This window comes from Pseudomonas sp. Emmai (genome assembly GCF_055179735.1).
Genome location: NZ_CM143685.1, coordinates 353,166 through 373,728 on the forward strand (window position 1 = coordinate 353,166; position 20,563 = coordinate 373,728).

26 protein-coding genes are annotated in these 20,563 nt (G+C 59.4%); 11 read left to right on the forward strand and 15 right to left on the reverse strand.

The features are described 5' to 3' along the window. Nucleotides 1–741, reverse strand: coding sequence for a gluconate 2-dehydrogenase subunit 3 family protein (locus ACY4LX_RS01600; protein WP_463258990.1), 741 nt, complete (start codon nucleotides 739–741; stop codon nucleotides 1–3). A gap of 305 nt (nucleotides 742–1,046) precedes the next feature. Here ACY4LX_RS01600 and ACY4LX_RS01605 point away from each other — a divergent pair, with 305 nt between their 5' ends. Next, nucleotides 1,047–1,694, forward strand: a complete 648-nt coding sequence (locus tag ACY4LX_RS01605; protein WP_463258991.1) for a phosphatase domain-containing protein — start codon at nucleotides 1,047–1,049, stop codon at nucleotides 1,692–1,694. Nucleotides 1,695–1,743: 49 nt separating this feature from the next. On the opposite strand, the gene ACY4LX_RS01610 is transcribed toward ACY4LX_RS01605, so the two are convergent. Together ACY4LX_RS01610 and prlC are read right to left on the reverse strand one after the other, a co-directional pair. After that, nucleotides 1,744–2,031, reverse strand: coding sequence for a YheV family putative zinc ribbon protein (locus ACY4LX_RS01610; protein ID WP_149661899.1), 288 nt, complete (start codon nucleotides 2,029–2,031; stop codon nucleotides 1,744–1,746). Then, the gene (prlC, locus tag ACY4LX_RS01615) at nucleotides 2,028–4,106 is read right to left on the reverse strand and encodes an oligopeptidase A (RefSeq protein WP_463258992.1); all 2,079 of its coding nucleotides are present in this window, start codon (nucleotides 4,104–4,106) and stop codon (nucleotides 2,028–2,030) included. Before prlC ends, ACY4LX_RS01610 begins: the two co-directional genes overlap by 4 nt. A 62-nt stretch (nucleotides 4,107–4,168) precedes the next feature. On the opposite strand from prlC, the gene ACY4LX_RS01620 reads away from it, so the two are divergent. The 3 genes from ACY4LX_RS01620 to ACY4LX_RS01630 all read left to right on the forward strand — a co-directional run bounded on the left by ACY4LX_RS01620 (nucleotide 4,169) and on the right by ACY4LX_RS01630 (nucleotide 6,037). After that, nucleotides 4,169–4,714 carry a gamma carbonic anhydrase family protein gene (locus ACY4LX_RS01620; protein WP_149661897.1) on the forward strand — a complete coding sequence of 182 codons (546 nt, stop codon included), beginning with the start codon at nucleotides 4,169–4,171 and terminating at the stop codon, nucleotides 4,712–4,714. A 28-nt stretch (nucleotides 4,715–4,742) separates the two neighbouring features. After that, nucleotides 4,743–5,393 (forward strand): HAD family hydrolase, encoded by a 651-nt coding sequence (locus ACY4LX_RS01625; RefSeq protein WP_463258993.1) that lies wholly within the window; start codon nucleotides 4,743–4,745, stop codon nucleotides 5,391–5,393. Nucleotides 5,394–5,578: 185 nt separating this feature from the next. Then, nucleotides 5,579–6,037, forward strand: a complete 459-nt coding sequence (locus ACY4LX_RS01630) for an REP-associated tyrosine transposase (RefSeq protein ID WP_463258994.1) — start codon at nucleotides 5,579–5,581, stop codon at nucleotides 6,035–6,037. Nucleotides 6,038–6,142: 105 nt separating this feature from the next. On the opposite strand, the gene ACY4LX_RS01635 is transcribed toward ACY4LX_RS01630, so the two are convergent. Then, entirely contained in the window at nucleotides 6,143–7,234 is a 1,092-nt protein-coding gene (locus ACY4LX_RS01635; RefSeq protein ID WP_463258995.1) for an aminopeptidase, read from the reverse strand. Nucleotides 7,235–7,294: 60 nt separating this feature from the next. Between ACY4LX_RS01635 and ACY4LX_RS01640 the strand changes: the two genes are divergently transcribed. Together ACY4LX_RS01640 and ACY4LX_RS01645 are read left to right on the forward strand one after the other, a co-directional pair. After that, on the forward strand, nucleotides 7,295–7,717 hold the full coding sequence (locus ACY4LX_RS01640) for a PA0061/PA0062 family lipoprotein (protein WP_463258996.1): 423 nt from the start codon (nucleotides 7,295–7,297) through the stop codon (nucleotides 7,715–7,717). 40 nt (nucleotides 7,718–7,757) lie between these two features. Continuing rightward, nucleotides 7,758–8,177, forward strand: a complete 420-nt coding sequence (locus tag ACY4LX_RS01645; protein ID WP_463258997.1) for a PA0061/PA0062 family lipoprotein — start codon at nucleotides 7,758–7,760, stop codon at nucleotides 8,175–8,177. Between the two features lie 5 nt (nucleotides 8,178–8,182). Here ACY4LX_RS01645 and ACY4LX_RS01650 read toward each other — a convergent pair whose 3' ends face one another. Together ACY4LX_RS01650 and ACY4LX_RS01655 are read right to left on the reverse strand one after the other, a co-directional pair. Next, the gene (locus ACY4LX_RS01650) at nucleotides 8,183–8,422 is read right to left on the reverse strand and encodes a DUF1161 domain-containing protein (RefSeq protein WP_463258998.1); all 240 of its coding nucleotides are present in this window, start codon (nucleotides 8,420–8,422) and stop codon (nucleotides 8,183–8,185) included. Nucleotides 8,423–8,596: 174 nt separating this feature from the next. Then, nucleotides 8,597–9,028 (reverse strand): OsmC family protein, encoded by a 432-nt coding sequence (locus ACY4LX_RS01655; RefSeq protein WP_008152515.1) that lies wholly within the window; start codon nucleotides 9,026–9,028, stop codon nucleotides 8,597–8,599. Nucleotides 9,029–9,268: 240 nt separating this feature from the next. Here ACY4LX_RS01655 and ACY4LX_RS01660 point away from each other — a divergent pair, with 240 nt between their 5' ends. Beyond that, on the forward strand, nucleotides 9,269–10,270 hold the full coding sequence (locus ACY4LX_RS01660; RefSeq protein ID WP_133835140.1) for an LLM class flavin-dependent oxidoreductase: 1,002 nt from the start codon (nucleotides 9,269–9,271) through the stop codon (nucleotides 10,268–10,270). 64 nt (nucleotides 10,271–10,334) lie between these two features. Here ACY4LX_RS01660 and ACY4LX_RS01665 read toward each other — a convergent pair whose 3' ends face one another. Continuing rightward, complete coding sequence (locus tag ACY4LX_RS01665) at nucleotides 10,335–10,559, reverse strand: DUF1161 domain-containing protein (RefSeq protein WP_463258999.1); 225 nt, start codon at nucleotides 10,557–10,559, stop codon at nucleotides 10,335–10,337. A gap of 122 nt (nucleotides 10,560–10,681) precedes the next feature. Beyond that, nucleotides 10,682–10,897, reverse strand: coding sequence for a dodecin (locus ACY4LX_RS01670; protein WP_054047931.1), 216 nt, complete (start codon nucleotides 10,895–10,897; stop codon nucleotides 10,682–10,684). Between the two features lie 157 nt (nucleotides 10,898–11,054). Between ACY4LX_RS01670 and ACY4LX_RS01675 the strand changes: the two genes are divergently transcribed. Continuing rightward, on the forward strand, nucleotides 11,055–11,381 hold the full coding sequence (locus tag ACY4LX_RS01675; RefSeq protein WP_008027738.1) for an ElaB/YgaM/YqjD family protein: 327 nt from the start codon (nucleotides 11,055–11,057) through the stop codon (nucleotides 11,379–11,381). Here ACY4LX_RS01675 and ACY4LX_RS01680 read toward each other — a convergent pair. Beyond that, on the reverse strand, nucleotides 11,378–12,271 hold the full coding sequence (locus ACY4LX_RS01680) for a LysR family transcriptional regulator (RefSeq protein WP_149661889.1): 894 nt from the start codon (nucleotides 12,269–12,271) through the stop codon (nucleotides 11,378–11,380). The two genes, ACY4LX_RS01675 and ACY4LX_RS01680, sit on opposite strands and share 4 nt — an antisense overlap. Nucleotides 12,272–12,383: 112 nt before the next feature. Between ACY4LX_RS01680 and trpB the strand changes: the two genes are divergently transcribed. From trpB to ACY4LX_RS01695, 3 genes are all read left to right on the forward strand, one after another. After that, nucleotides 12,384–13,604: a tryptophan synthase subunit beta gene (gene trpB, locus ACY4LX_RS01685; RefSeq protein ID WP_149661888.1), complete on the forward strand. Its 1,221-nt coding sequence runs from the start codon at nucleotides 12,384–12,386 to the stop codon at nucleotides 13,602–13,604. After that, nucleotides 13,604–14,416 carry a tryptophan synthase subunit alpha gene (trpA, locus tag ACY4LX_RS01690; protein ID WP_123408454.1) on the forward strand — a complete coding sequence of 271 codons (813 nt, stop codon included), beginning with the start codon at nucleotides 13,604–13,606 and terminating at the stop codon, nucleotides 14,414–14,416. The genes trpB and trpA overlap by 1 nt, the downstream gene beginning before the upstream one ends. Before the next feature lie 121 nt (nucleotides 14,417–14,537). Further along, on the forward strand, nucleotides 14,538–15,008 hold the full coding sequence (locus ACY4LX_RS01695; protein WP_463259000.1) for an anti-virulence regulator CigR family protein: 471 nt from the start codon (nucleotides 14,538–14,540) through the stop codon (nucleotides 15,006–15,008). A gap of 112 nt (nucleotides 15,009–15,120) precedes the next feature. Here the strand turns inward: ACY4LX_RS01695 and ACY4LX_RS01700 are convergent, their stop codons facing one another. The 6 genes from ACY4LX_RS01700 to ACY4LX_RS01725 all read right to left on the reverse strand — a co-directional run bounded on the left by ACY4LX_RS01700 (nucleotide 15,121) and on the right by ACY4LX_RS01725 (nucleotide 20,510). Beyond that, entirely contained in the window at nucleotides 15,121–17,049 is a 1,929-nt protein-coding gene (locus ACY4LX_RS01700; RefSeq protein WP_463260668.1) for a DUF7844 domain-containing protein, read from the reverse strand. A 29-nt stretch (nucleotides 17,050–17,078) separates the two neighbouring features. Beyond that, nucleotides 17,079–17,399 (reverse strand): DUF2388 domain-containing protein, encoded by a 321-nt coding sequence (locus ACY4LX_RS01705; RefSeq protein ID WP_149661885.1) that lies wholly within the window; start codon nucleotides 17,397–17,399, stop codon nucleotides 17,079–17,081. A 27-nt stretch (nucleotides 17,400–17,426) separates the two neighbouring features. Then, nucleotides 17,427–17,744: a DUF2388 domain-containing protein gene (locus tag ACY4LX_RS01710; protein WP_149661884.1), complete on the reverse strand. Its 318-nt coding sequence runs from the start codon at nucleotides 17,742–17,744 to the stop codon at nucleotides 17,427–17,429. A 107-nt stretch (nucleotides 17,745–17,851) separates the two neighbouring features. Continuing rightward, nucleotides 17,852–18,169, reverse strand: a complete 318-nt coding sequence (locus ACY4LX_RS01715; protein ID WP_149661883.1) for a DUF2388 domain-containing protein — start codon at nucleotides 18,167–18,169, stop codon at nucleotides 17,852–17,854. A gap of 312 nt (nucleotides 18,170–18,481) precedes the next feature. After that, nucleotides 18,482–18,697, reverse strand: coding sequence for a DUF1127 domain-containing protein (locus tag ACY4LX_RS01720; protein ID WP_030129620.1), 216 nt, complete (start codon nucleotides 18,695–18,697; stop codon nucleotides 18,482–18,484). 319 nt (nucleotides 18,698–19,016) lie between these two features. Continuing rightward, on the reverse strand, nucleotides 19,017–20,510 hold the full coding sequence (locus tag ACY4LX_RS01725; protein ID WP_463259001.1) for an acetyl-CoA hydrolase/transferase family protein: 1,494 nt from the start codon (nucleotides 20,508–20,510) through the stop codon (nucleotides 19,017–19,019). Between the last annotated feature and the right edge of the window lie 53 nt (nucleotides 20,511–20,563).

Genomic DNA, 20,563 nt, shown 5'->3' on the forward strand with positions numbered 1-20,563 from the left:
TTATGCCCTCTCGCCGCGAATCGAAACTGCCGGGAAGGGGTATTGCTCGTTGCGTTCCACCCAATCCATGAAATCGGCGCGGGCGCCGGGGAAGCCGATCATGGTCCAGCCGACCATGCCTTTGTTGCCGCCGTGGATCGGGTCGCAGAAGAACCCTTCCTTGGTGTTTTGCAGCAGCAGGTTGAAGAAAATTTTCGACGGCACGCTGGCGAAATCGGGTTTTCCGGCCTCGAGTTGCTTGAGCAAATCATCTCGGGTAGCGCTGTCTTGCTCAGCAAATACTTTACCGTTGAAGGTTTTCGACCAAGCGTCCGTGGCGGCGATGCCCAGGCGATAGATCTCTTTGGGTACGAGTTTGCTCTGCCAGCCCATTTCCGCCGGGGCCTCGGCATTGAACGGACCCTGCATGAACCACAACGCGCCGGCGGCGTACGGGGTGTTCATCTGGCGATCGATGTATTCCGGCACGCCGGCTTCCAGGGCGCCGGGGCCTTGGGCATCGTTCGGGATCAGTTGAGCGACGGCGGCCTTGATGAATGCCCATTCTTCGGCGGTGAAGTAGCTGGGTTCATAGGTGCTGGCGCCGACGGGCGTCTTGCCGGGACTGGCAGGCGCCGCTTCGGGTGCGGCGAGCAGGACGGAACTGCCCAGCGCGGTGCTGGCGACGGTGACCACCGGGATCAAGGTCAGGGATTTGCGCAAAAACTCACGCCGGGGGTTGTCTCGATCTTGATCAGACATGGGGGTGCACCTCATCAGGCATTGATGGTTTTTTAGCCGTTTCGTGGAGCGGCTTTTCGTTTTGGCAGGAATGGGGACGATGGTTAATGAGTAAACTTCCCGCACTTCTGCAAACTTTGGTAACAAATGGTAGCAGCCTAAGTATCAAGAAAAACCGATTCAGCCTAAATAAACCGGGCTTTTGCGACGAAAGTCGCCTGCGGTACGATGGATTCACGATTCTTTGACAGGCGGCTCACGGCCCTTTGACCGCTCAAAGCCGAAGCTGACTGTCATCAATCCGCTTCCTCCTGCACGGTCCCAGCATGTCTAAAACCCGTCTTATCCCTGCGATGTGCCTGTCGCTGGTTGCCTTTTTCAACCTGTCGCTGGCCATGGCCGACGATGCCGTTTCACCTCGGCCTGCGGAATGGGCGCAGTCGGTGGAGACGAAGTACAACCTCTTTCAGATGTCCCCGACCCTTTACCGCAGCGCCTTGCCCGATAGCGCAATAGTGCCGCTGCTGGAAAAGCTCAAGGTTGGAACCGTTATCAACTTCCTGCCTGAATCGGACTCCCGCTGGCTGACCACGCCCGGCATCAATCAGGTCCAACTGCCTTACCGCACCAATCACGTGGATGACGCGCAGGTACTCGCCGCCCTGCGCGCGATTCAGACCGCTGAGGCCAAAGGCCCGGTGCTGATGCATTGCAAACACGGTTCTGATCGCACTGGCCTGATGGCCGCGATGTATCGGGTAGTGGTGCAGGGCTGGAGCAAGGAAGACGCGCTGAAAGAAATGACCGAAGGTGGTTTTGGCGACAGCACCCACTTCAGGGATGGCGTTCGCTACATGATGCAGGCCGATGCCGACAAACTGCGCACCGCACTGGCCAATGGCGATTGCAGCACCAGCCCGTTCGCCATGTGCTCGATGAAGAGCTGGTTCAAGTCGGCCAACGTCGAGAAGTAGTCAAGCGGCCCACCGTCCACACCCTTGCGGCATGGACGGCGGTATCGACTCAGTGTGGCTCGTCAGGCTTTTTCTTCAGCTTCGGGTTCGGGAAGAATTGCACTGCCTGAACCTTGGCATCCGGCGCTTTTAGCGCCGAAACGTTGACCCGCGTGCCCAATTCCTTGGGCACCGACAGGCCTTGTTCATTGAGCGTGTCGGAATAACCGCAGGCCACGCACTCACGGTGCGGGACCTCGTCTTCGTTCCACATCATCAATTTGTCCGGCTCGCTGCACGCCGGGCAGACCGCCCCGGCGATAAAGCGTTTTTTCGTGATCACAGGCCCCTCGCTCATGCTGCCGCGTCCTCACTCAGGCCGCTGTGGCGCAAGAGTGCGTCAATCGATGGCGCACGGCCACGGAAGTCGACGAACAGCACCATCGGTTCCTGAGAACCACCGCGGGCCAGGATCGCTTCGCGGAAGGCGCGGCCGGTTTCGGCATTCAGTACGCCGTCTTCTTCGAACTTGGAGAAAGCATCGGCCGACAGCACTTCCGCCCACTTGTAGCTGTAGTAACCCGCCGCGTAACCGCCGGCGAAGATGTGGGCGAAGCTGTTCGGGAAGCGGTTGTAGGCCGGCGGACGCATCACCGAGACTTCGTCGCGCACGCCTTCGAGCACTTGCGCCACACTTCGACCGTCGCCATGGGTTGCATGCAGTTCGAAGTCGAACAGCGAGAACTCCAGTTGGCGGACCATCATCAGGCCGGACTGGAAGTTCTTCGCTGCGAGCATTTTGCCCAGCAGGTCCTGGGGCAGCGGTTCGCCGGTTTCGTAGTGACCGGAAATCAGCGCCAGGCCTTCCGGCTCCCAGCACCAGTTCTCCATGAACTGGCTTGGCAGCTCGACCGCATCCCACGCCACGCCGTTGATGCCGGACACGCCAGCATGCTCGACGCGGGTCAGCAGGTGATGCAGGCCATGGCCGAATTCGTGGAACAGGGTGGTGACTTCATCGTGGGTCAGCAGCGCAGGCTTGCCGCTGTCGGCCGGGGTGAAGTTGCACACCAGATTGGCCACCGGGCTTTGCAGCACGCCTTCAGCGGTGCGACGACGGTCGCGGGCGCCGTCCATCCAGGCCCCGCCGCGCTTGTTGGCGCGGGCGTAGAGGTCGAAGAAGAAGCGGCCGACGTGCTGGCCGTTTTCCTTGATCTCGAACAGGCGAACATCCGGGTGCCAGGTGTCGAAGCCTTTCTGCTCGGCGATTTCGATGCCGTACAGACGCTGAACGATGGCGAACAGCCCGCCCAGCACTTTGTCGATCGGGAAGTAGGCGCGCAGGGCTTCCTGGGCAACGCTGTAGCGTTGTTCACGGAGTTTTTCACCGTAGAAACCGCTGTCCCAGCTTTGCAGGTCCGGGCAGCCTTGTTCGGCGGCGTAGGCCTTGAGCTGTTGCAGGTCCTGGGCGGCGAACGGTTTGCTGCGCTTGGCCAGGTCACGTAGGAAACTGAGTACCTGGTCGCTGGATTCAGCCATTTTGGTCGCCAGACTCAGCTCCGAGAAGCTGGCGAAACCCAAGAGTCTCGCAAGCTCCTGACGCAGGTCGAGGATTTCTTCCATCACCGGGCCGTTATCGTTCTGACCGGCATTCGGGCCTTGGTCCGACGCACGGGTGCAGTAGGCGGCGTAGACTTCTTCGCGCAGGGCGCGGTCGTGGGCGTAGGTCATCACCGCGTAGTAGCTCGGGAATTCCAGGGTGATCAGGAAACCTTCCAGGCCTTTGGCCTGTGCCGCAGCAGCCATTTGCGCCTTGGCCGAATCGGTCAGGCCGGCAAGCGCGGCTTCGTCGGTAACGTGTTTGGTCCAGGCCTGGGTGGCGTCGAGCAACTGGTTGGAGAAGCGGCTGCCCAGCTCCGACAATTTGCTTTGCACGTCGGCGTAACGCTTCTGTTCGGCTTCCGGCAGATCGATACCCGACAGGCGGAAGTCACGCAGCGAGTGTTCCAGGACGGTTTTCTGCGCCACATCGAAACCGGCGGCTTCCGGGCTGTTGGCCAGGGCTTCGAAGGCCTGGAACAGTTCGCGGTTCTGGCCCATCTCGGTGGAATAGGCGCTCAGGGCTGGCAGGCAGGATTCGTACGCTTCACGCAATTCGGCGCTGTTGCACACGGCATTCAGGTGGCTGACCGGGCTCCAGGCGGCGCCCAGGCGATCATTGAGTTCGTCCATCGCCAGCACCAGGCCGGCCCAGGTCGGTTGTGTGGCCTGGGTTTTGAGGATCTCGATGATGGCGGCGCGGTTGTCAGCCAGGATCTGTTCAATGGCCGGTTGCACGTGCTCGGCGCGGATCGCCGAGAACGGCGGCAGGTCGTAGGACTGCAAAAGAGGGTTGTTCACGCTCACGGTTGGCACCTTGGCTGGAAGAAACATGCGGCCATCTTAATTACAATCGACGCTCACCGCAGCTATCAGCGACAGAGAGAGAACCTATCGTGACCCTTCGCAAGTATCTGAACCACACGCCACTACTGGGCAAAGGCGCTTTTGTCGATGGCTCGGCGGTGGTGATCGGCGACGTCGAAATCGGCGATGACAGCTCCGTCTGGCCGCTGACGGTGATCCGCGGCGACATGCACCGCATCCGCATCGGTGCACGCACCAGCATCCAGGATGGCTGCGTGCTGCACATCACCCATGCCGGGCCGTTTAACCCGGATGGCTTTCCGTGTTTGATCGGGGATGACGTGACCGTCGCGCACAAGGTCATGCTGCATGGCTGTTCGGTGGGCAATCGGGTGTTGATCGGCATGGGCAGCATTGTCATGGATGGTGCGGTGGTCGAGGACGATGTGATCATCGGCGCCGGCAGCCTGGTGCCGCCGGGCAAGCGCCTGGAAAGCGGTTTCCTGTATGTCGGCAGCCCGGTGAAACAGATCCGGCCATTGACTGACAAGGAACAGGCCTTTTTCACCTACAGCGCGGCGAACTACGTGAAGCTCAAGGACCTGCATCTGGCTGAAGGCTACGACCAGCTCTGAACCGTCCCACTATTGACCAGGATTTTTCATGCATTACCAAACTGTTCTGTTCGACCTCGATGGCACCCTCACCGACCCGCGCGAGGGTATTACCCGTTCGATCCAGTTCGCCCTGGCCAAACTGGGCATCGATGAACCTGACCTGACCAAGCTCGAACACTTCATCGGCCCGCCGCTGTTGCAGGCGTTCATGCAGTTCTATGAGTTCGACGAGCCCAAGGCCTGGGAAGCGGTGAACTTCTATCGCGAGCGTTTCAAAGTCACCGGCCTGTATGAAAACCGCGTATTCGACGGCGTTACACCGCTACTGGAAACCCTGAGCGGGCAAGGGCGGCAGCTCTACATTGCCACCTCCAAACCCTGGGTGTTTGCCCGGGAAATCGCCCGGCACTTCGACTTCGCCAGGCACTTCAAAGTGATTTACGGCAGCGAACTGGATGGCACCCGCACCAACAAAGTCGAACTGATCGCCCATTTGATCGCCGAAGAAGGCCTCGACCCGGCCAACACCTTGATGATTGGCGACCGCAAACACGACTTGATCGGCGCCCGCAGCAATGGCCTGGACGCAGCGGCAGTGGGTTACGGGTTTGGCAGCCGGGAAGAACTGAGCGCCGAAGCACCGGCGTATCACTTTGAAACGCTGGAAGAGATGCATCGGGCGTTTTTGCGGCGTTAATCAATACGCCTTCGCGGGCAAGCCTCGCTCCTACAGGAAGTTCATTACATTGGTGTATCACCTGTAGGAGCGAGGCTTGCCCGCGAAGGCGTCCCAGCAGACACATCCTGACCAACTGTCCTCACTCCGATCCCTTCTGATCGTCCTAGGCTAAAAACCAAGGCCACGATCAAGGAGGATCATCATTGCCAGAGCTCAAACATGCCCATCGATTGCGCAACGGACGCTATTCGGAAACTGGGCAGATTTATCTACTGACAGCCGTAGTGCTCAATCGAGAACCGCTGTTCCACGACTTCAAGTGTGGGCGTTTGGTGGTCGACGCCTTTAGAACGGCTGAGCGAGAAGGCTTCGCGGACTCACTGGCCTGGGTCGTCATGCCGGACCATTTCCATTGGCTGATCGAGTTACAAAACACTCAACTGCCCACGTTGATGGCTCGGACCAAATCACGCATTGCAGTGACGCTGAATCGTGCGATAGGGCGCCAAGGTCCCGTTTGGCAACACGGGTATCACGATCGCGCAATCCGAAAGGAAGAGGATTTGCAGGCTGTTGCTCGATACATCGTGCGCAATCCGATACGCGCGGGATTGGTTTCGAAGGTTGGGGATTATCCGTTGTGGGATGCGATTTGGTTGTGATTTCAAAGACGCCTTCGCGGGCAAGCCTCGCTCCTACAGGTTCACGTCGATTTCGAAATCAACGCAAAACCCGTAGGAGCGAGGCTTGCCCGCGAAAGGGCCGGATTAGCCACCGCCAATTCCTGACCCTGCCAACGATTTCAACGCCGCCTTACGCTCAAGCACCGGCAACCCACCCAACCGCTCCACCTCGGCATAAAACCTCACCCAATCCCCATCAACCTGCTTGAACAACGCCGCAAACGCCGGCACCCACTGGTCATACAAACCAAATGGCAGCAGCTTGGCGTTGTTCATTGGCGCATTGATCCATGCGTCATAGCGTTTATCCCCAGCCCATTGGCTATCACGCATCGTCCGATAATCACGGCGTAACCGTTCGAACTCCGCGGCTTTGCGTTGGCGCATCTGCTCGGCAGCCAAGGGTTGTGCGTAGAGGCGTTCCAGGCGTGCGCGGGTGTCCAGAATCAGTTGAGTGAGCTGATCACGCTGTTGCATCAGTGCGCCATTGTCCGGGGCGAGCCCACGACTGGCGCGCCATTGGCGAGTGCCTTCCTGCTCGACAAATGTGGCAAAGGATTCGTTGAACTCAGTGTCGTCCTTCACATAAAAACGTTGATGGGCCAGCTCATGAAAGATCAGCGTGGCCAGCCGCTCGTCGCCCCAGTTCATCATCGAACTGATGATCGGATCGTTGAACCAACCCAGCGTCGAGTAGGCCTCGACCCCGCCAATTGACACGTCCATCCCCTTCAGTCGCTGCAATGCCGCTTTGCCCCTGGCCGCGCTCTGGGTGTAGTAGCCGCGATAGGCGACGCACCCGGCGATGGGAAAGCAATGGTTTTGCGCCTTGAGGGAAAATTCCGGCGTGGCGAAGACATTCCAGACGACGTACGGCCGGCCAATGTCGGCGTACAGACGGTAACTTTGGTTGTCCGGCAGGTGCAGATGCTCACTGGCGAATACCCGGGCCTTTTGCGACTGGGCCAGATGCGCACGCAGTTTTGGATCGCGTTGGGGATCGGCAATCACTTGGGAAACCGGCTCCCGGGCTCGCAGCAATTGCAGCTGACCCTCGGCCAATTGGCCGTAGTAGCTGACGCTGGTGCAACCGTTGAGCAACAAAAACAACACACCCGGAAACAAAACGCGCAAAACGCGATCAAGTAACCCAAGGCTTGGAAGCGGCCTGATCAAAATAAGAACATCCCTGGAAAGTCTGCCCACAAGACTATCCCGCCACACTGGAGCTCCGCTATGCGCAAGTTGATGCTGACAGGGGGCCTGCTGACGCTGGCCGGCTGTGCCGGATTCGGAATGCCCGACCCGGACCCGAACCAGGCGTGGATCGACCTGAACTCAAAACAGGAAGATGCCGCGCTGCAGGCGTTGAAGGTCGATGACAAGGCCGCCACCGACAAACGCTTCTTCGAAGTGCAGCCCGGCAGCCATGAATTGAAGGTTCGCTACCAATTCGCGGTGCAGCCCACCAACATCGGCACCGACGCCGAGCCGCTGTGGCGCGATTGCCAGTTGAACGTGAAATTCAAGGATTTCAATGCCGGTGAGCGTTATCAACTGCAAGCGGGGAATATCGGCTTCCGGCCGTGGGCCAAGCTCTACGACCAGCAGCGCAAAGTGATCGGGCAGGGCACACCGGCAGGCTGCCAACGCACGTGATCGGCGTTATGCTGAATGCCCAATCCTCGGGACATTCATCATGCGCAGGTTCTTGCTATTGCTCAGTGCGGGCTTTATCGCCGGTTGCGTAAGCCCGTTGCCCAGCGTCAATCCGCAGATGGCGTGGATTGACCTCGCGACCCCGACGCCGGGCGGCAAATTACTGATGGCGGAGCGCTTGGATAATCAGCGCCTGACTGATGGGCGATTCTTCCAGGTAACGCCTGGCAGCCACGAACTGACGGTGCGTTTCGATTTTGAAACGTTCGCCGGAGGGCTGGGCATGCTGAGCGATCCGCAGGAGCGGCTGTGTTATATGACCGTGCCGTATGATCACTTTGAAGCCGGCCAGCGCTATCGCCTGGAGGGACGCTCCCTGTCCTTTACCCCGAGCGCCCGACTGGTGAACGCCAAGGGCCAGATTGTGTCCACGGAGCGGCAGATCAACTGCGTGCCCTAGGCCAATCAGCGATCGTTCTTTTGGTAGATGATGGCTTTTCTGCCGTTCTCACAGGTGCCAACGACCATGGCGATGTCGTGCTTTTCAGCTTCTTTTCTCGTGACAATCTCCAGGGTGTAGGAAGGCACGGCCTTGGCCTGGATCTTCACTTCAATCTCATTCTTGAGCGCTTCACATGATTTCGGTTTCGCCAGGGCCGAGGTGGCCAGCGCGCAACAGATAATCGCCAAGGCAAAACGTTTCATGGTTGAAGCTCCTTGAAGCAGCGCGCAGGGTGCTGCGCTTCAGACTGCTGTCATTTATTCGAACATCATTGTGCCTGCCGGGTTTTGTTCTGAGACAAAAAAGATCGCAGCGTTCACCAGCCCCAAGTCATCTGGAGCTGCCGAAGGCTGCGATCTTTTCGTCTCGACGCCGATTTAGCTGACTAGCGTGGCATCCAGGCTGATCTTCGCATTCAGCACCTTGGACACCGGACAGCCTTCTTTGGCCTTGTTGCTCAGCTCTTCAAACTGCGCCTGGGTCGCCCCTGGGATTTTCGCCTTAAGGATCAGTTTCACTGCGGTGATCGCAAAACCACCGTCTACCTGATCCAGCGTGACCTCGGCATTGGTATCGATGCTGTCAGCCTTGAGGCCGGCATCGCCGAGGATCATCGAAAACGCCATGGAGAAACAGCCCGCATGGGCCGCGCCGATCAGCTCTTCGGGATTGGTGCCCTTGCCGCCCTCGAAACGTGCCTTGAAGCCGTAGGGCGCTTCTCTGAGGACACCGGTTTCCGTGGAAATCGAGCCGATGCCGGTTTTCAGATCACCTTCCCAATGAGCCGATGCTTTCTTCGTGATAGCCATGTCTGCCTCCTCAAGATCCGGCGCGGAATGTCGCGCCTTCGTGGTTTTCGGTTGCTAAGGGTTCTGAGGATAGAAGACTTGGCAAAGTTCATCTTGTCGGATCAAACCGCTTATCCGGCAGGCAAATTCAGGTCTGCTATTGAAACTCGGGTATATGCCCTCATTGCATAGGGAACGCCTTTAGACTCGGCAGGTTTTCGTTCGTGAAAAAACCTGCGCCCCCATTGGAGAAGCAGGTTTATGAAACGACTGTCCGATATCAAATACTCCACCCTCGACCTGGTGCCCGTGCGCGAGAACGGCAGCGCGGCCCAGTCGCTGCGCAATTCCCTGGACCTGGCGCAGCATGTTGAAAAATTTGGCTACACCCGCTTCTGGGTCGCCGAACACCACAACATGGATGGCATCGCCAGTTCCGCGACCTCGGTGCTGCTCGGCTATCTGGCGGGCGGCACCTCGACCATTCGTGTCGGTTCCGGCGGCGTGATGCTGCCCAACCACGCGCCTTTGGTGATTGCCGAACAGTTCGGCACCCTGGAAAGCCTGTACCCCGGCCGTATCGACCTGGGCCTGGGCCGCGCACCGGGTTCCGATCAGATGACCGCCCGCGCGTTGCGTCGTGAGCGCTCCGGCAGCGCCGACGAATTCCCGGAAGACGTGGCAGAACTGATGCGCTACCTCGGCCCACGCACGCCGGATCAGCGGATCATCGCGATGCCGGGGACCGGCACCAACGTCCCCGTCTGGTTGTTGGGTTCGAGCCTGTTCAGCGCGCAACTGGCCGGTGAGCGCGGTTTGCCCTACGCCTTCGCCTCGCATTTCGCACCGCGTTTCATGCACGAGGCGATTCGCGTCTATCGCAATCATTTCAAGCCTTCGGCGGTGTTGGACAAGCCCTACGTGATGCTCGGCGTGCCACTGGTGGCGGCCGACACCGACGAACAGGCCGATTACCTGGCAACGTCGGTCTACCAGCGGATTCTTGCGCTGATGCGTGGCCAGAGCCTGGTGCAGCGTCCGCCGGTGAAAACCATGGACGGCCTGTGGCTGCCCCATGAGAAAGAAGCGGTCGGCGATTTCCTAGGCCTGGCCATGGTCGGCAGCCCACAGAAAATCCGCGCCAAACTGGAGGTGCTGATCGAGCAGACCCAGGCTGACGAGCTGATTTTCACCAGCGACCTGTATGAACATGCCGATCGCGTGCATTCCTACGAGTTGCTGGCGCAGGTGATGAAGGGCTGACGCTCAAACTGCGGGCATAAAAAAGCCGACGCTCATACGTCGGCTTTTTCATTTTTGAAGGAAATCAGCCACGCTTGTAGACGATTTCCTTGGAGCCTTTTTCGCACGTGCCGACGACTTTTCCGTCGGCAGCAGCGCCTTTTTCGACAATTTCCAATGTGTAATTCGACGCGCCTTTGGCATCGATTTTCGCTGCGATTTCGGTTTTGAGCTCTTCGCATGGCTTGCCATCCGCAAAGGCTGTTCCTGCAAGGCTCAACAAACCTACTGCCAAAATAAACTTCTTCATCGGTTGCATTCCCTGGTCGGATCAATAGGGGCCCCCGGCATTCAGCCAGGTGCACACATGTAGCGCTTTGCCATTCCCTATGGCACTCGGCCAGCGCGCAAGTTCAGAAGACTAGCTCAAACTCAGCTGCTGGCAATCCGGAACCCGACTTTCAACGTCACCTGGAAGTGCGCAGCCTTGCCGTCCTTGATGTGCCCGCGGGTTTCGGTCACTTCGAACCATTCCAGATGCTTGAGGCTTTTGCTGGCTTCGGCCAGCGCGTTGTTGATTGCATCTTCGATGCTGGTAGGGGACGAGCCGACCAGCTCGACTTTTTTGTAGGTGTGATGGTCAGTCATGGCGTTCTCCTTGGGGTATGAAATACAGCCTAGCAGTGATTTTTCGTATTACTTCTGTCGGCCATTCCCACAGCAAAGTTCAGATTTACTGCACTTTCTCAAACCCCTGAAGTCCCAACCAACACACGCTACTCATCACCAATGAAGGAGAGCCACCATGGCCAACACCTCTTTACGTAAAGCCTCATTGCAAAGCATGGAAGCCGAGATCGAGAGTCTTCTCAAGTCGCTGGAAAACCTGAAGGACGACGCCTCGGACGAGTCGCGTAAAACCCTCAAGGCGTTGAAAGCCAATGCCGAGAGCGCGCTGAAACATTCGCGTCATCTGCTCAGCGATGCTTATGAAGAAGTCAAAGTGAAAACCCGCGAAACCGGGATCGCCACTCGAGACTACGCCCAGGAACACCCTTGGACGACAGCCGGTGTCGCGGTTGGCGCACTGGGTTTACTCGCGGCCTACCTGTTGTGCAAACGCGGCGACTAATCCGCTTGGCGCAGCTCGTTCTTGAGCCACTGCGCCAGTTGCCGAGCGCGCCCGTCCGCGGCGCGCTTGGGTAGCCAAAGCGCCAGTTGCGCCGGGGTTTCACAAAAACCCCAGGGCGCAACCAGGCGACCGGCCTTCAAATCCTCGGCCACCAGTGGTTCAGGGGCAATCGCCACACCCAACCCTGCCACCGCCGCTTCCAGCAAATAATACAAATGCTCGAAACCCTGCCCGAACTTCAACGCCTTGGCGTCGAGGCCGCTTTGCTGTGCCCAGCTCGGCCAAGCCTGAGGGCGCGATGTTGTGTGCAACAGCGGCTCGGTCATCAGCGCACTGGCTGGCGCCTGTTGTAGCCGTTCGTAACCGGCGAAGCGAGGGCTCATGACCGGGCCGATGCGTTCACTGGCCAGTTCGTAGACCTGCATGTCCGCCGGCCAGGGTGGCTCGGCAAATACCAGCAAGGCGTCCAGCCCCGGCCGCCGAGGGTCAAGATCGCCTTCCCCGGCCGACAGGTGCAGGCGCAGGTCCGGCAAGTCCGCATTCAATCGTCCCAGGCGCGGAATGAACCAGCGCGCGAGCAAACTCCCGGAGCAGCCAAGCACGAACGGTGCATCGGCGGTGCTTTGGGTCAATTCGGCGCATACAGTGCGCAAGCGCTCGAACGCTTCAGTGCTGGCATCGCGCAAACGAATGCCGGCATCTGTGAGTTTAAGGCCGCGCCCGTCCTTGATGAACAGGCTGACGCCCAAGTGTTCTTCCAGCACCTTCAGTTGCCGGCTGACCGCGCCATGGGTGACGTGCAGCTGTTCGGCAGCCTGGCTGACGCTGTTCAGGCGGGCAGTGGCTTCGAAGGCCCGAAGGGCGTTCAGCGGAGGGAGGTCGTGGCTCATGGGATCTGTGAGTTTTCCTGACAGGTTGCGGCGATCTTATCGGTTTTCAGGCCGGGACGTCAGGGGTAGAGTGAGCGTCATTGTCATCACACGAATCCCACTGGAGCGACCCATGACCCAGACTAATCTGCGCAACGGCCCCGACGCCAACGGCCTGTTTGGCTCGTTCGGCGGCCGTTACGTCGCCGAAACCCTGATGCCGTTGATCCTCGACCTGGCCCGTGAATACGAACTGGCCAAGGAAGATCCTGCCTTCAAAGAAGAATTGGCCTACTTCCAGCGCGACTATGTCGGACGTCCAAGTCCTCTCTATTACGCTGAACGCCTGACCGAGTTCTGCGGCGGCGCGAAGATTTACCTCAAGCGCGAAGAGCTGAACCACACCGGCGCGCACAAGATCAACAACTGCATCGGCCAGATCCTGCTGGCGCGGCGCATGGGCAAGAAACGCATCATCGCCGAGACCGGCGCCGGCATGCACGGCGTGGCGACCGCCACCGTGGCCGCGCGTTTTGGCCTGGATTGCGTGATCTACATGGGCACCACTGACATCGAACGTCAGCAGGCCAACGTGTTCCGCATGAAGCTGCTGGGCGCCGAAGTGATCCCGGTCGTGGCCGGCACCGGCACCCTGAAAGATGCAATGAACGAAGCCCTGCGAGACTGGGTGACCAACGTCGACAGCACCTTCTATCTGATCGGCACTGTTGCGGGTCCACACCCTTACCCAGCGATGGTTCGTGACTTCCAGTCGGTGATCGGCAAAGAAACCCGTACTCAGTTGCAAGACCAGGAAGGCCGCCTGCCAGACAGTCTGGTGGCGTGCATCGGCGGTGGTTCCAATGCCATGGGCCTGTTCCACCCGTTCCTGGATGACAAGAGCGTCGAGATCATCGGCGTTGAAGCCGCCGGCTACGGTATCGAAACCGGCAAACACGCGGCCAGCCTGAACGGCGGCGTACCGGGCGTGCTACACGGCAATCGCACCTTCCTGTTGCAGGACGACGACGGTCAGATTATCGACGCCCACTCGATCTCCGCCGGCCTCGACTATCCGGGCATCGGCCCTGAACACGCCTGGTTGCATGACATCGGCCGCGTCCAGTACACCTCGGTGACCGACGACGAAGCCCTCGACGCGTTCCACAAATGCTGCCGCCTGGAAGGGATTATTCCTGCGCTGGAAAGCGCCCATGCCCTGGCCGAAGTGTTCAAGCGCGCACCGAAGCTGCCGAAGGATCACCTGATGGTGGTCAACCTGTCCGGCCGTGGCGACAAAGACATGCAAACCGTGATGCACCACATGGAACAATCCAAGCAGGAGAAACACTGATGAGCCGCCTGCAAACGCGTTTTGCTGAACTTAAAGAACAGAACCGCGCTGCGCTGGTGACCTTCGTCACCGCCGGCGATCCGAGCTACGACACCTCGCTGGCGATCCTCAAAGGCTTGCCGGGCGCTGGTGCCGACGTGATCGAATTGGGCATGCCCTTCACCGACCCGATGGCCGACGGCCCGGCAATCCAGTTGGCCAACATCCGCGCCTTGGGCGCCAAGCAGAACCTGGCGAAAACCCTGCAAATGGTTCGCGAGTTCCGTGAAGGCAACACCGAGACGCCGCTGGTGCTGATGGGTTATTTCAACCCGATTCACATGTATGGCGTGCCGCGTTTCATCGCGGATGCCAAAGAGGCTGGTGTCGATGGTTTGATCGTGGTCGATCTGCCGCCGGAACATAACGGTGAGCTGTGTGACCCGGCTCAGGCTGCGGGCCTGGACTTCATCCGTTTGACTACGCCGACCACCGATGACGTGCGCTTGCCGACCGTGCTGAACGGCAGCTCCGGCTTCGTCTATTACGTGTCGGTTGCGGGTGTGACCGGTGCGGGTGCGGCAACGTTGGAGCACGTCGAGGAAGCGGTGGCGCGTCTGCGTCGCCATACCGACCTGCCGATCAGCATCGGTTTCGGTATCCGTACACCGGAGCAGGCAGCGGCTATCGCTCGTCTGGCGGACGGTGTGGTGGTGGGTTCGGCGCTGATCGATCACATCGCCAATGCCTCGACGCCGGACCAGGCCATCGACGGCGTGCTGAGCCTTTGCGCCGCGCTTTCCGAGGGCGTGCGTAAGGCCCGGGTCAGCTGAAGGTAAAGTTCTTGATACAGAGGAATTAGCGCCTCGCCGCACACACTAATCAGCAAGACCGAGGGATTCAGAACATCGTTCTGAATCCCTTTTTGCTGTATGTGCAGTGAGGAAACCCCCGATGAAAATGCCGAAACGTCTGATTGCCAGCCTGGGCGTACTGATGCTCAGTGCGACCCCGTTGCTGCACGCCAGCGCCGACCAGCGCGACGATCACGACCACGGCGGCCCGCAGCAGGGCCAGTACGATAACCGCGGCAACGATCATGGTGATAATCGTGGCAATGATCACCGTGGCCCGCAGAACAACCATCGCGGCGGCCCTCCGCCACGGGACTTTGGCCCGGTGCGTCAGAGCATTCACGATAATCACGGCTATTTCGTGCGCGGTGCGCCGCCACCTCCGGGTATTCGCCTGGAACGTGGTCGGCCGTTGCCTCATGGGTATTACGGTGAGCGTCTGGATAATCGCGCGTTGTCGCATCTGCCGAATTACCAGGGCTACGAATGGCGTCGTGCCGGTGGCGACATTGTGTTGATCGCGGTGGGGACAGGGATTGTTTATGAGATTCTGGATAACGTGTTGAATTAAGGGCGTGTTCGGCACAGCGCATTGCGCGTTGTGCCGCAAAAAAGATCGCAGCCTTCGGCGGCTCCTACGCACCTTTGGGCGCTGCCGAAGGCTGCGATCTTTTGCTTTTCTATCAGGGCAGCTCCAACCCGCCCGCCGCCTTATGCAACGCCCGCAAATGCTCGCCAACCTGCTTCAGGTTGGCTTCATTGGCCGCAATCTCCGCCGCACGGCTCGGTTCCAGCAATGCCCGCACTTCCTTGTCCAGATCCCCGGTCAGCGATTGCAGCTGTTTCTGGCGCAGGCTGCTTTCCGCCTCCAGTCGCGCCGACTCGCTTGGCTGGGGCAAACCATAACCGCCGGAGCCGAGCAATTCGGCGGGGCGACTGAGGAAGCCGCTGTTGGCGAGAATCTGCTGCAAGGTCGCGTTGGCCTTGTCCATGCCGCCGTTCTTCAGTTCGCGAGCCCCCAGATAGCGCTGCTTCACTTCATCCTGAGCCAACTGGAGCTGGCGACGGAAACTGGCCTGCTCCAGCAACAGCAACGCCGCACTGGTGCGCAGGTCCGCCTGGTCGATCCATTGCCGACGTTCTTCAGCGCTCAATGACAGCCAGTCTTCGACGGTGGTCTGTTTGATCGGCAAGTGCTTCTTCAGCACTTCGAACATCGCTTGATAACGATCGCGGAAGGAGTCGAAGCGATAGCCCAGGCGCAAGGCCTCGCGCGGGTCGTCGAGTACGCTGGTGTCCGCCAGTCCGCGACCTTTGAGCACTTCCAGCAAGCCGTTGGGCATGATGCTGTCCAGACCCGTCAGTTGCGCGTTATTGCTGCCGCTGCGCAGCAGTTTCAGGCTTTCCACTGCGCAGTTGTTGGACAGGAAGAAGTAGTTGCCGTCGTAGCTCCAGTGCATCTCCGCCGCGTGTTCCACCACTTCCTCGATCTCGGTGCGCGACAGGTTCAATGGCACCGAAGCGAGGCTGCGCAGTTCGGTCTTGGTGTATTCATCGATGACTTGGGCCAGGGGCAAGACAAACAGGCGCGACGGGTATTTGCCGACGAGGCCGTCCCAACTCGACAGCTGCACGTCACCGACGAAAGCGCGGTAGGACAGCACCAGGTGCTGATCCAGGTCCAGTCGGCAATCCGGCCCGCGTGGACGGCCCGGCGCGCAGATCACCAGGCGCAACATGCTGTGGCCCCAGCGGCTGACCCAGTTCTGGTTAGCTTCAGCCAGCAGATAGTCCACGGCGTAAACCCGTTTCGGGTCGACCTGACCCAGCGGCGTTTTGGCGAAGTCGTTGCCGGCATTCAGGAAGGCGAAGGTTTTGGCGCAAGTGTCCTTGGCGGCAGGCGCCCAGCCGAAATGTTCCTTGTAGTAGCGGTACAGCGCGGGACGACGGCAGGCATAGCTTGGGTCGAGGAGGAAATACTCCATGTTGACCGCCACGAACTCCTTGGGATTGGTCGTCTCGTAGAGGTCCGGGCTGCGGGCGACTTGCCGGTTGTGCGCTTCGCGTTCGCCACGACGGCCGACGTATTGCGGCCAACCGGCCAGGTCCAGCAGTCGTGGGTCATCACTGAGGGTAAAGCGGCGTGCTGTCTGGCCGCGGCATTGATCGGGAATGCCGATCAGCCCTGAGCTGCTGTTGCGTCGATTGCAACGCTGGATCAGCGTGCGCTCGGCGTCTGGCCACAGGCGCGCGCGGTCATAAATATGGGTGAGTTCGTGCAGGACCGTGGCGAGCATTTCCCGGCGCACGGTGCCGTGGGGGCGATACGTCTTTTTTGTCGCGGCGCTGCCGTCGGTGAGGCTGGCGAGCAGATTGCGATTCAGATCGAGCTCGGACACCAGGGACGCCTGGCCGTAGGCGTTACTGGGCATGTCGTCGGTCCAGCCGACATCGATGCGCCGATCCAGCTGCTCGACGAAACGCGGCGGCAGCGCCTGCATGGCTTCATCAAGCAGCGCCTGGCTGGCCTGCACTTGCGCGGGGCTCAGACCGTCGGTCTTGAGGCGTAGTTGCAGGCTGGCCTGGGCGGTGTTGCCGAGCAGCAACACCATCCCGGCCAGCAGCCAGACGCTAAGCGACCTCACAGTGCGAGGATGGCTTCGGCGAGAACCTGGTCACTGGCATCGCGGGCTTCCGGCACGCGGGTGCGCAAGGTATTGAAGGCCGCTTCCAGGTGGGCACCACGAATATCACCATCGCTGGCGATGAAACTGGCCGCATCGTCATGGGCTTCGCGGACGATTTTCGAATCGCGAATGGACGTGGTGGTATCGGACGTGAAGTCGAGCGTGCGCTGGGTGGCGCGAATGAGGATATTACTGGTGGCAACCAGGGTGTGTGCCTGGGCCACGTCGGCCAACAACAGCAGGCCAAGGGTGGCAGCAATCAGCGGGCTACGCATGGAACGACTCCGGAGGAACGATGATAACTATTGGACGAGAATTGCCTGTGCCAGTTCAAGGTCGCTGGCATGAAGTTTTGGCTGGGTCCGACGCAGGTAAACCAGGGCGGATTCCAGTTGCGCTCCTCGCAGTTGGCCGTCACTGGCGATGAAAGCCGCGGCGTCATCCTGAGCGGCGATCAGCAGTTTATGGTCGAAGGGCGCGGAGGTCACCATGCTTGTGGCGTAGCCACTGACGACAGTGCCTTGTGTAGACAGGTTGAAGGCATCGAAGGCATGGGCCGAGCCCGACCAGGAGGCCGCAATAATCACTTGCGTGAGTAACAGATTTGAAAGAAACCGCATGGGACTCGATAGCTGAAAGCGAGTCCCAAGGCTAGCGCAATGCCCGGACTAGAGCCAGCGCCGAAACATGGGGACACGATGGGCGTGCCCCGTCGTTCAGCTGACGTTCAGATCGCCAGGATGGCTTGGGCAATCTGTGCATCAGTAGCGTTCAACTGAGGCAATTGGCGGTGAATCTCATCGATTGCACTTTCCAGTTTCACACCACGAATGTCACCGTTGCTGGCGACAAAGCTGGCGGCGTCATCACGAGCAGCACGTACGATTTTGTTATCGCGCAGTGAAGAAGAGGCGTCGGAGGTCGCATCGGAACTGGATTTGAGGGCGCCGACTACGGCGTCGGTGGTCACGATAAAACTGGAGGCGTGGGCATTGGCAGCCACGGCGAGCAGGGCTGCGGCGCTCAGCAGACGAAGACGGGACATGGGGTAGCTCCTTTGGATAAACCGATTGAGAGGTGGCGCAGTGTCTGGTTGATCAGACGCCTGTTGGGAAGCGTTCGCCACGTTCTGATTGGATATTAGGCCGGTGAGGATGAATTCGAATAGCCCATCGAGATGAAACGGCCGCTCTTATGGAGGTGTACTGCTACATTTTCGTAATTGTAAAACTGTACCTGTATGGCTTTTTCCGGGTCCTGAAACGACAAAACCCGTCGTGGTTTCCCACGACGGGTCTTGTTTGTTCAATTCGGGTGCTGGCGGTGGACCCTACAGGTCAGGGCCAGCGACGCTAACTTAGCGCCAGAACGGCTTGCTCAGCTCTTCGTAGCGTTGTGCTTCGCTAATCCCGGCATCAGCCAGCAGACGCGAATCCAGACGAGCCAGTTGATGGCGGCTGGTAATGCGGCGCTGCCACAACATCAGGTTGGCGATAACGCGAAGAGGCATGGAAGCCTGGGTTTTTGCAGCAGTGTCTTCGAAGAACAGTTCGGAACTGAGTGTACGTTCCATGGTTAGCATCCTTCCGCTTGTGGCGGGATTAGGTAGTGGTTTAACTGATGCCAATGATCCTCTCGTTTGGCCAGACTCCCTAGATACAGTTCACTTGTATTGTGAGAGACCAGTTAACTGTTTACAGGGGGTGTACTGGTCGAAATTGAGGCAACTGTACCTGTCGGCACTAATAAGGTGCATTTTCCACCGAGGCGTTAGGAAATGTAGGCAAAAGCCGTAGGAAACGACCAGTACAGCAGTACAGTTTTTTACAGAAGAGTGTGTTGCACGTACCAGCTGACGCAACTGTGTGTGCGTCAGCTGTGTTTTTGTTCAATCAGGCCTTAAGCATCCGCCCGGTTTCTTCCAGGTTGATGTGCCAGCTCAGGGCATCGCGCAGGATGTGCGGGGTGTGGCCACCGATTGCACAGGCCGCCGTGAAGTAGTCATTCAGGGCTTCGCGATAGTCCGGGTGCACGCAGTTGTCGATGACCACCCGAGCCCGCTCCCGTGGCGCCAGGCCCCGCAGGTCGGCCAGGCCGATCTCGGTCACCAGGATGTCGACGTCATGTTCTGTATGGTCAACGTGACTGACCATCGGCACCACGCTGGAAATCGCGCCACCCTTGGCGATCGACTTGGTGACAAAGATCGACAAGTGCGCGTTGCGCGCGAAGTCCCCCGAACCACCGATGCCATTCATCATCCGCGTGCCGCAGACGTGGGTGGAATTGACGTTGCCGTACAGGTCGAATTCCAGCGCCGTGTTGACGGCGATGATACCCAGGCGCCGAACCACTTCCGGGTGGTTGGAGATTTCCTGAGGACGCAGCACCAGCTTGTCCTTGTAATGCTCCAGGTTGCCGAACACATCGGTATTGCGTCGTGCCGACAACGTGATCGAACTGCCCGATGCAAAGCTCAGTTTGCCGGCGTCGATCAGGTCGAAGGTCGAATCCTGCAACACTTCGGAGTACATGGTCAGGTCTTCGAATGGCGAGTCGATCAAGCCGCACATCACCGAGTTGGCGATGGTGCCGATCCCGGCCTGCAGCGGACCGAGCTTGTTGGTCATGCGCCCGGCCGCGACTTCCTGCTTGAAGAAGTCGATCAGGTGATCGGCGATGGCCTGGGTGTCGGCGTCCGGCGGCAGCACAGTGGAAGGCGAGTCAGATTGGTTGGTGATCACGATTGCCACGATCTTGTCCGCAGGGATCGGGATTGCAGTGCTGCCAATCCGGTCATCGACCTTCACCAGTGGAATCGGCGTACGGGTCGGGCGGTAGGTCGGGATATAGATGTCGTGCAAACCCTCCAGATTCGGGTTGTGCGCCATGTTGATCTCGACAATCACGTGCTTGGCGAAGATCGCGAAGCTCGCCGAGTTGCCCACCGACGTGGTCGGCACGATATGGCCCTGCTCGGTGATCGCCACGGCTTCAATCACCGCGATGTCCGGCCGCGTGAGTTGCTGGTTGCGCAGCATCTCGACGGTTTCCGACAGATGCTGGTCAATGAACATGACTTCGCCGGCGTTGATCGCCTTGCGCAGGGTGCTGTCTACCTGGAACGGCATGCGCCGCGACAGGACGCCAGCTTCGGTCAGTTGTTTATCGAGGTCGTTGCCCAGGCTCGCGCCGGTCATCAGGGTGATTTTCAGCGGGGTGATTTTGGCGCGTTCGGCCAGTGCGTGGGGCACCGCCTTGGCTTCACCGGCGCGGGTGAAACCGCTCATGCCGACGGTCATGCCGTCCTCAATCAGAGCGGCAGCGTCAGCGGCGCTCATCACCTTATCCAACAACGAAGGCAAGCGAATACGATCACGGTACATGGATTGTTATCTCGGGCAACGAAAGCAAGGTACGCAGTCTAGTGATTTGAAAA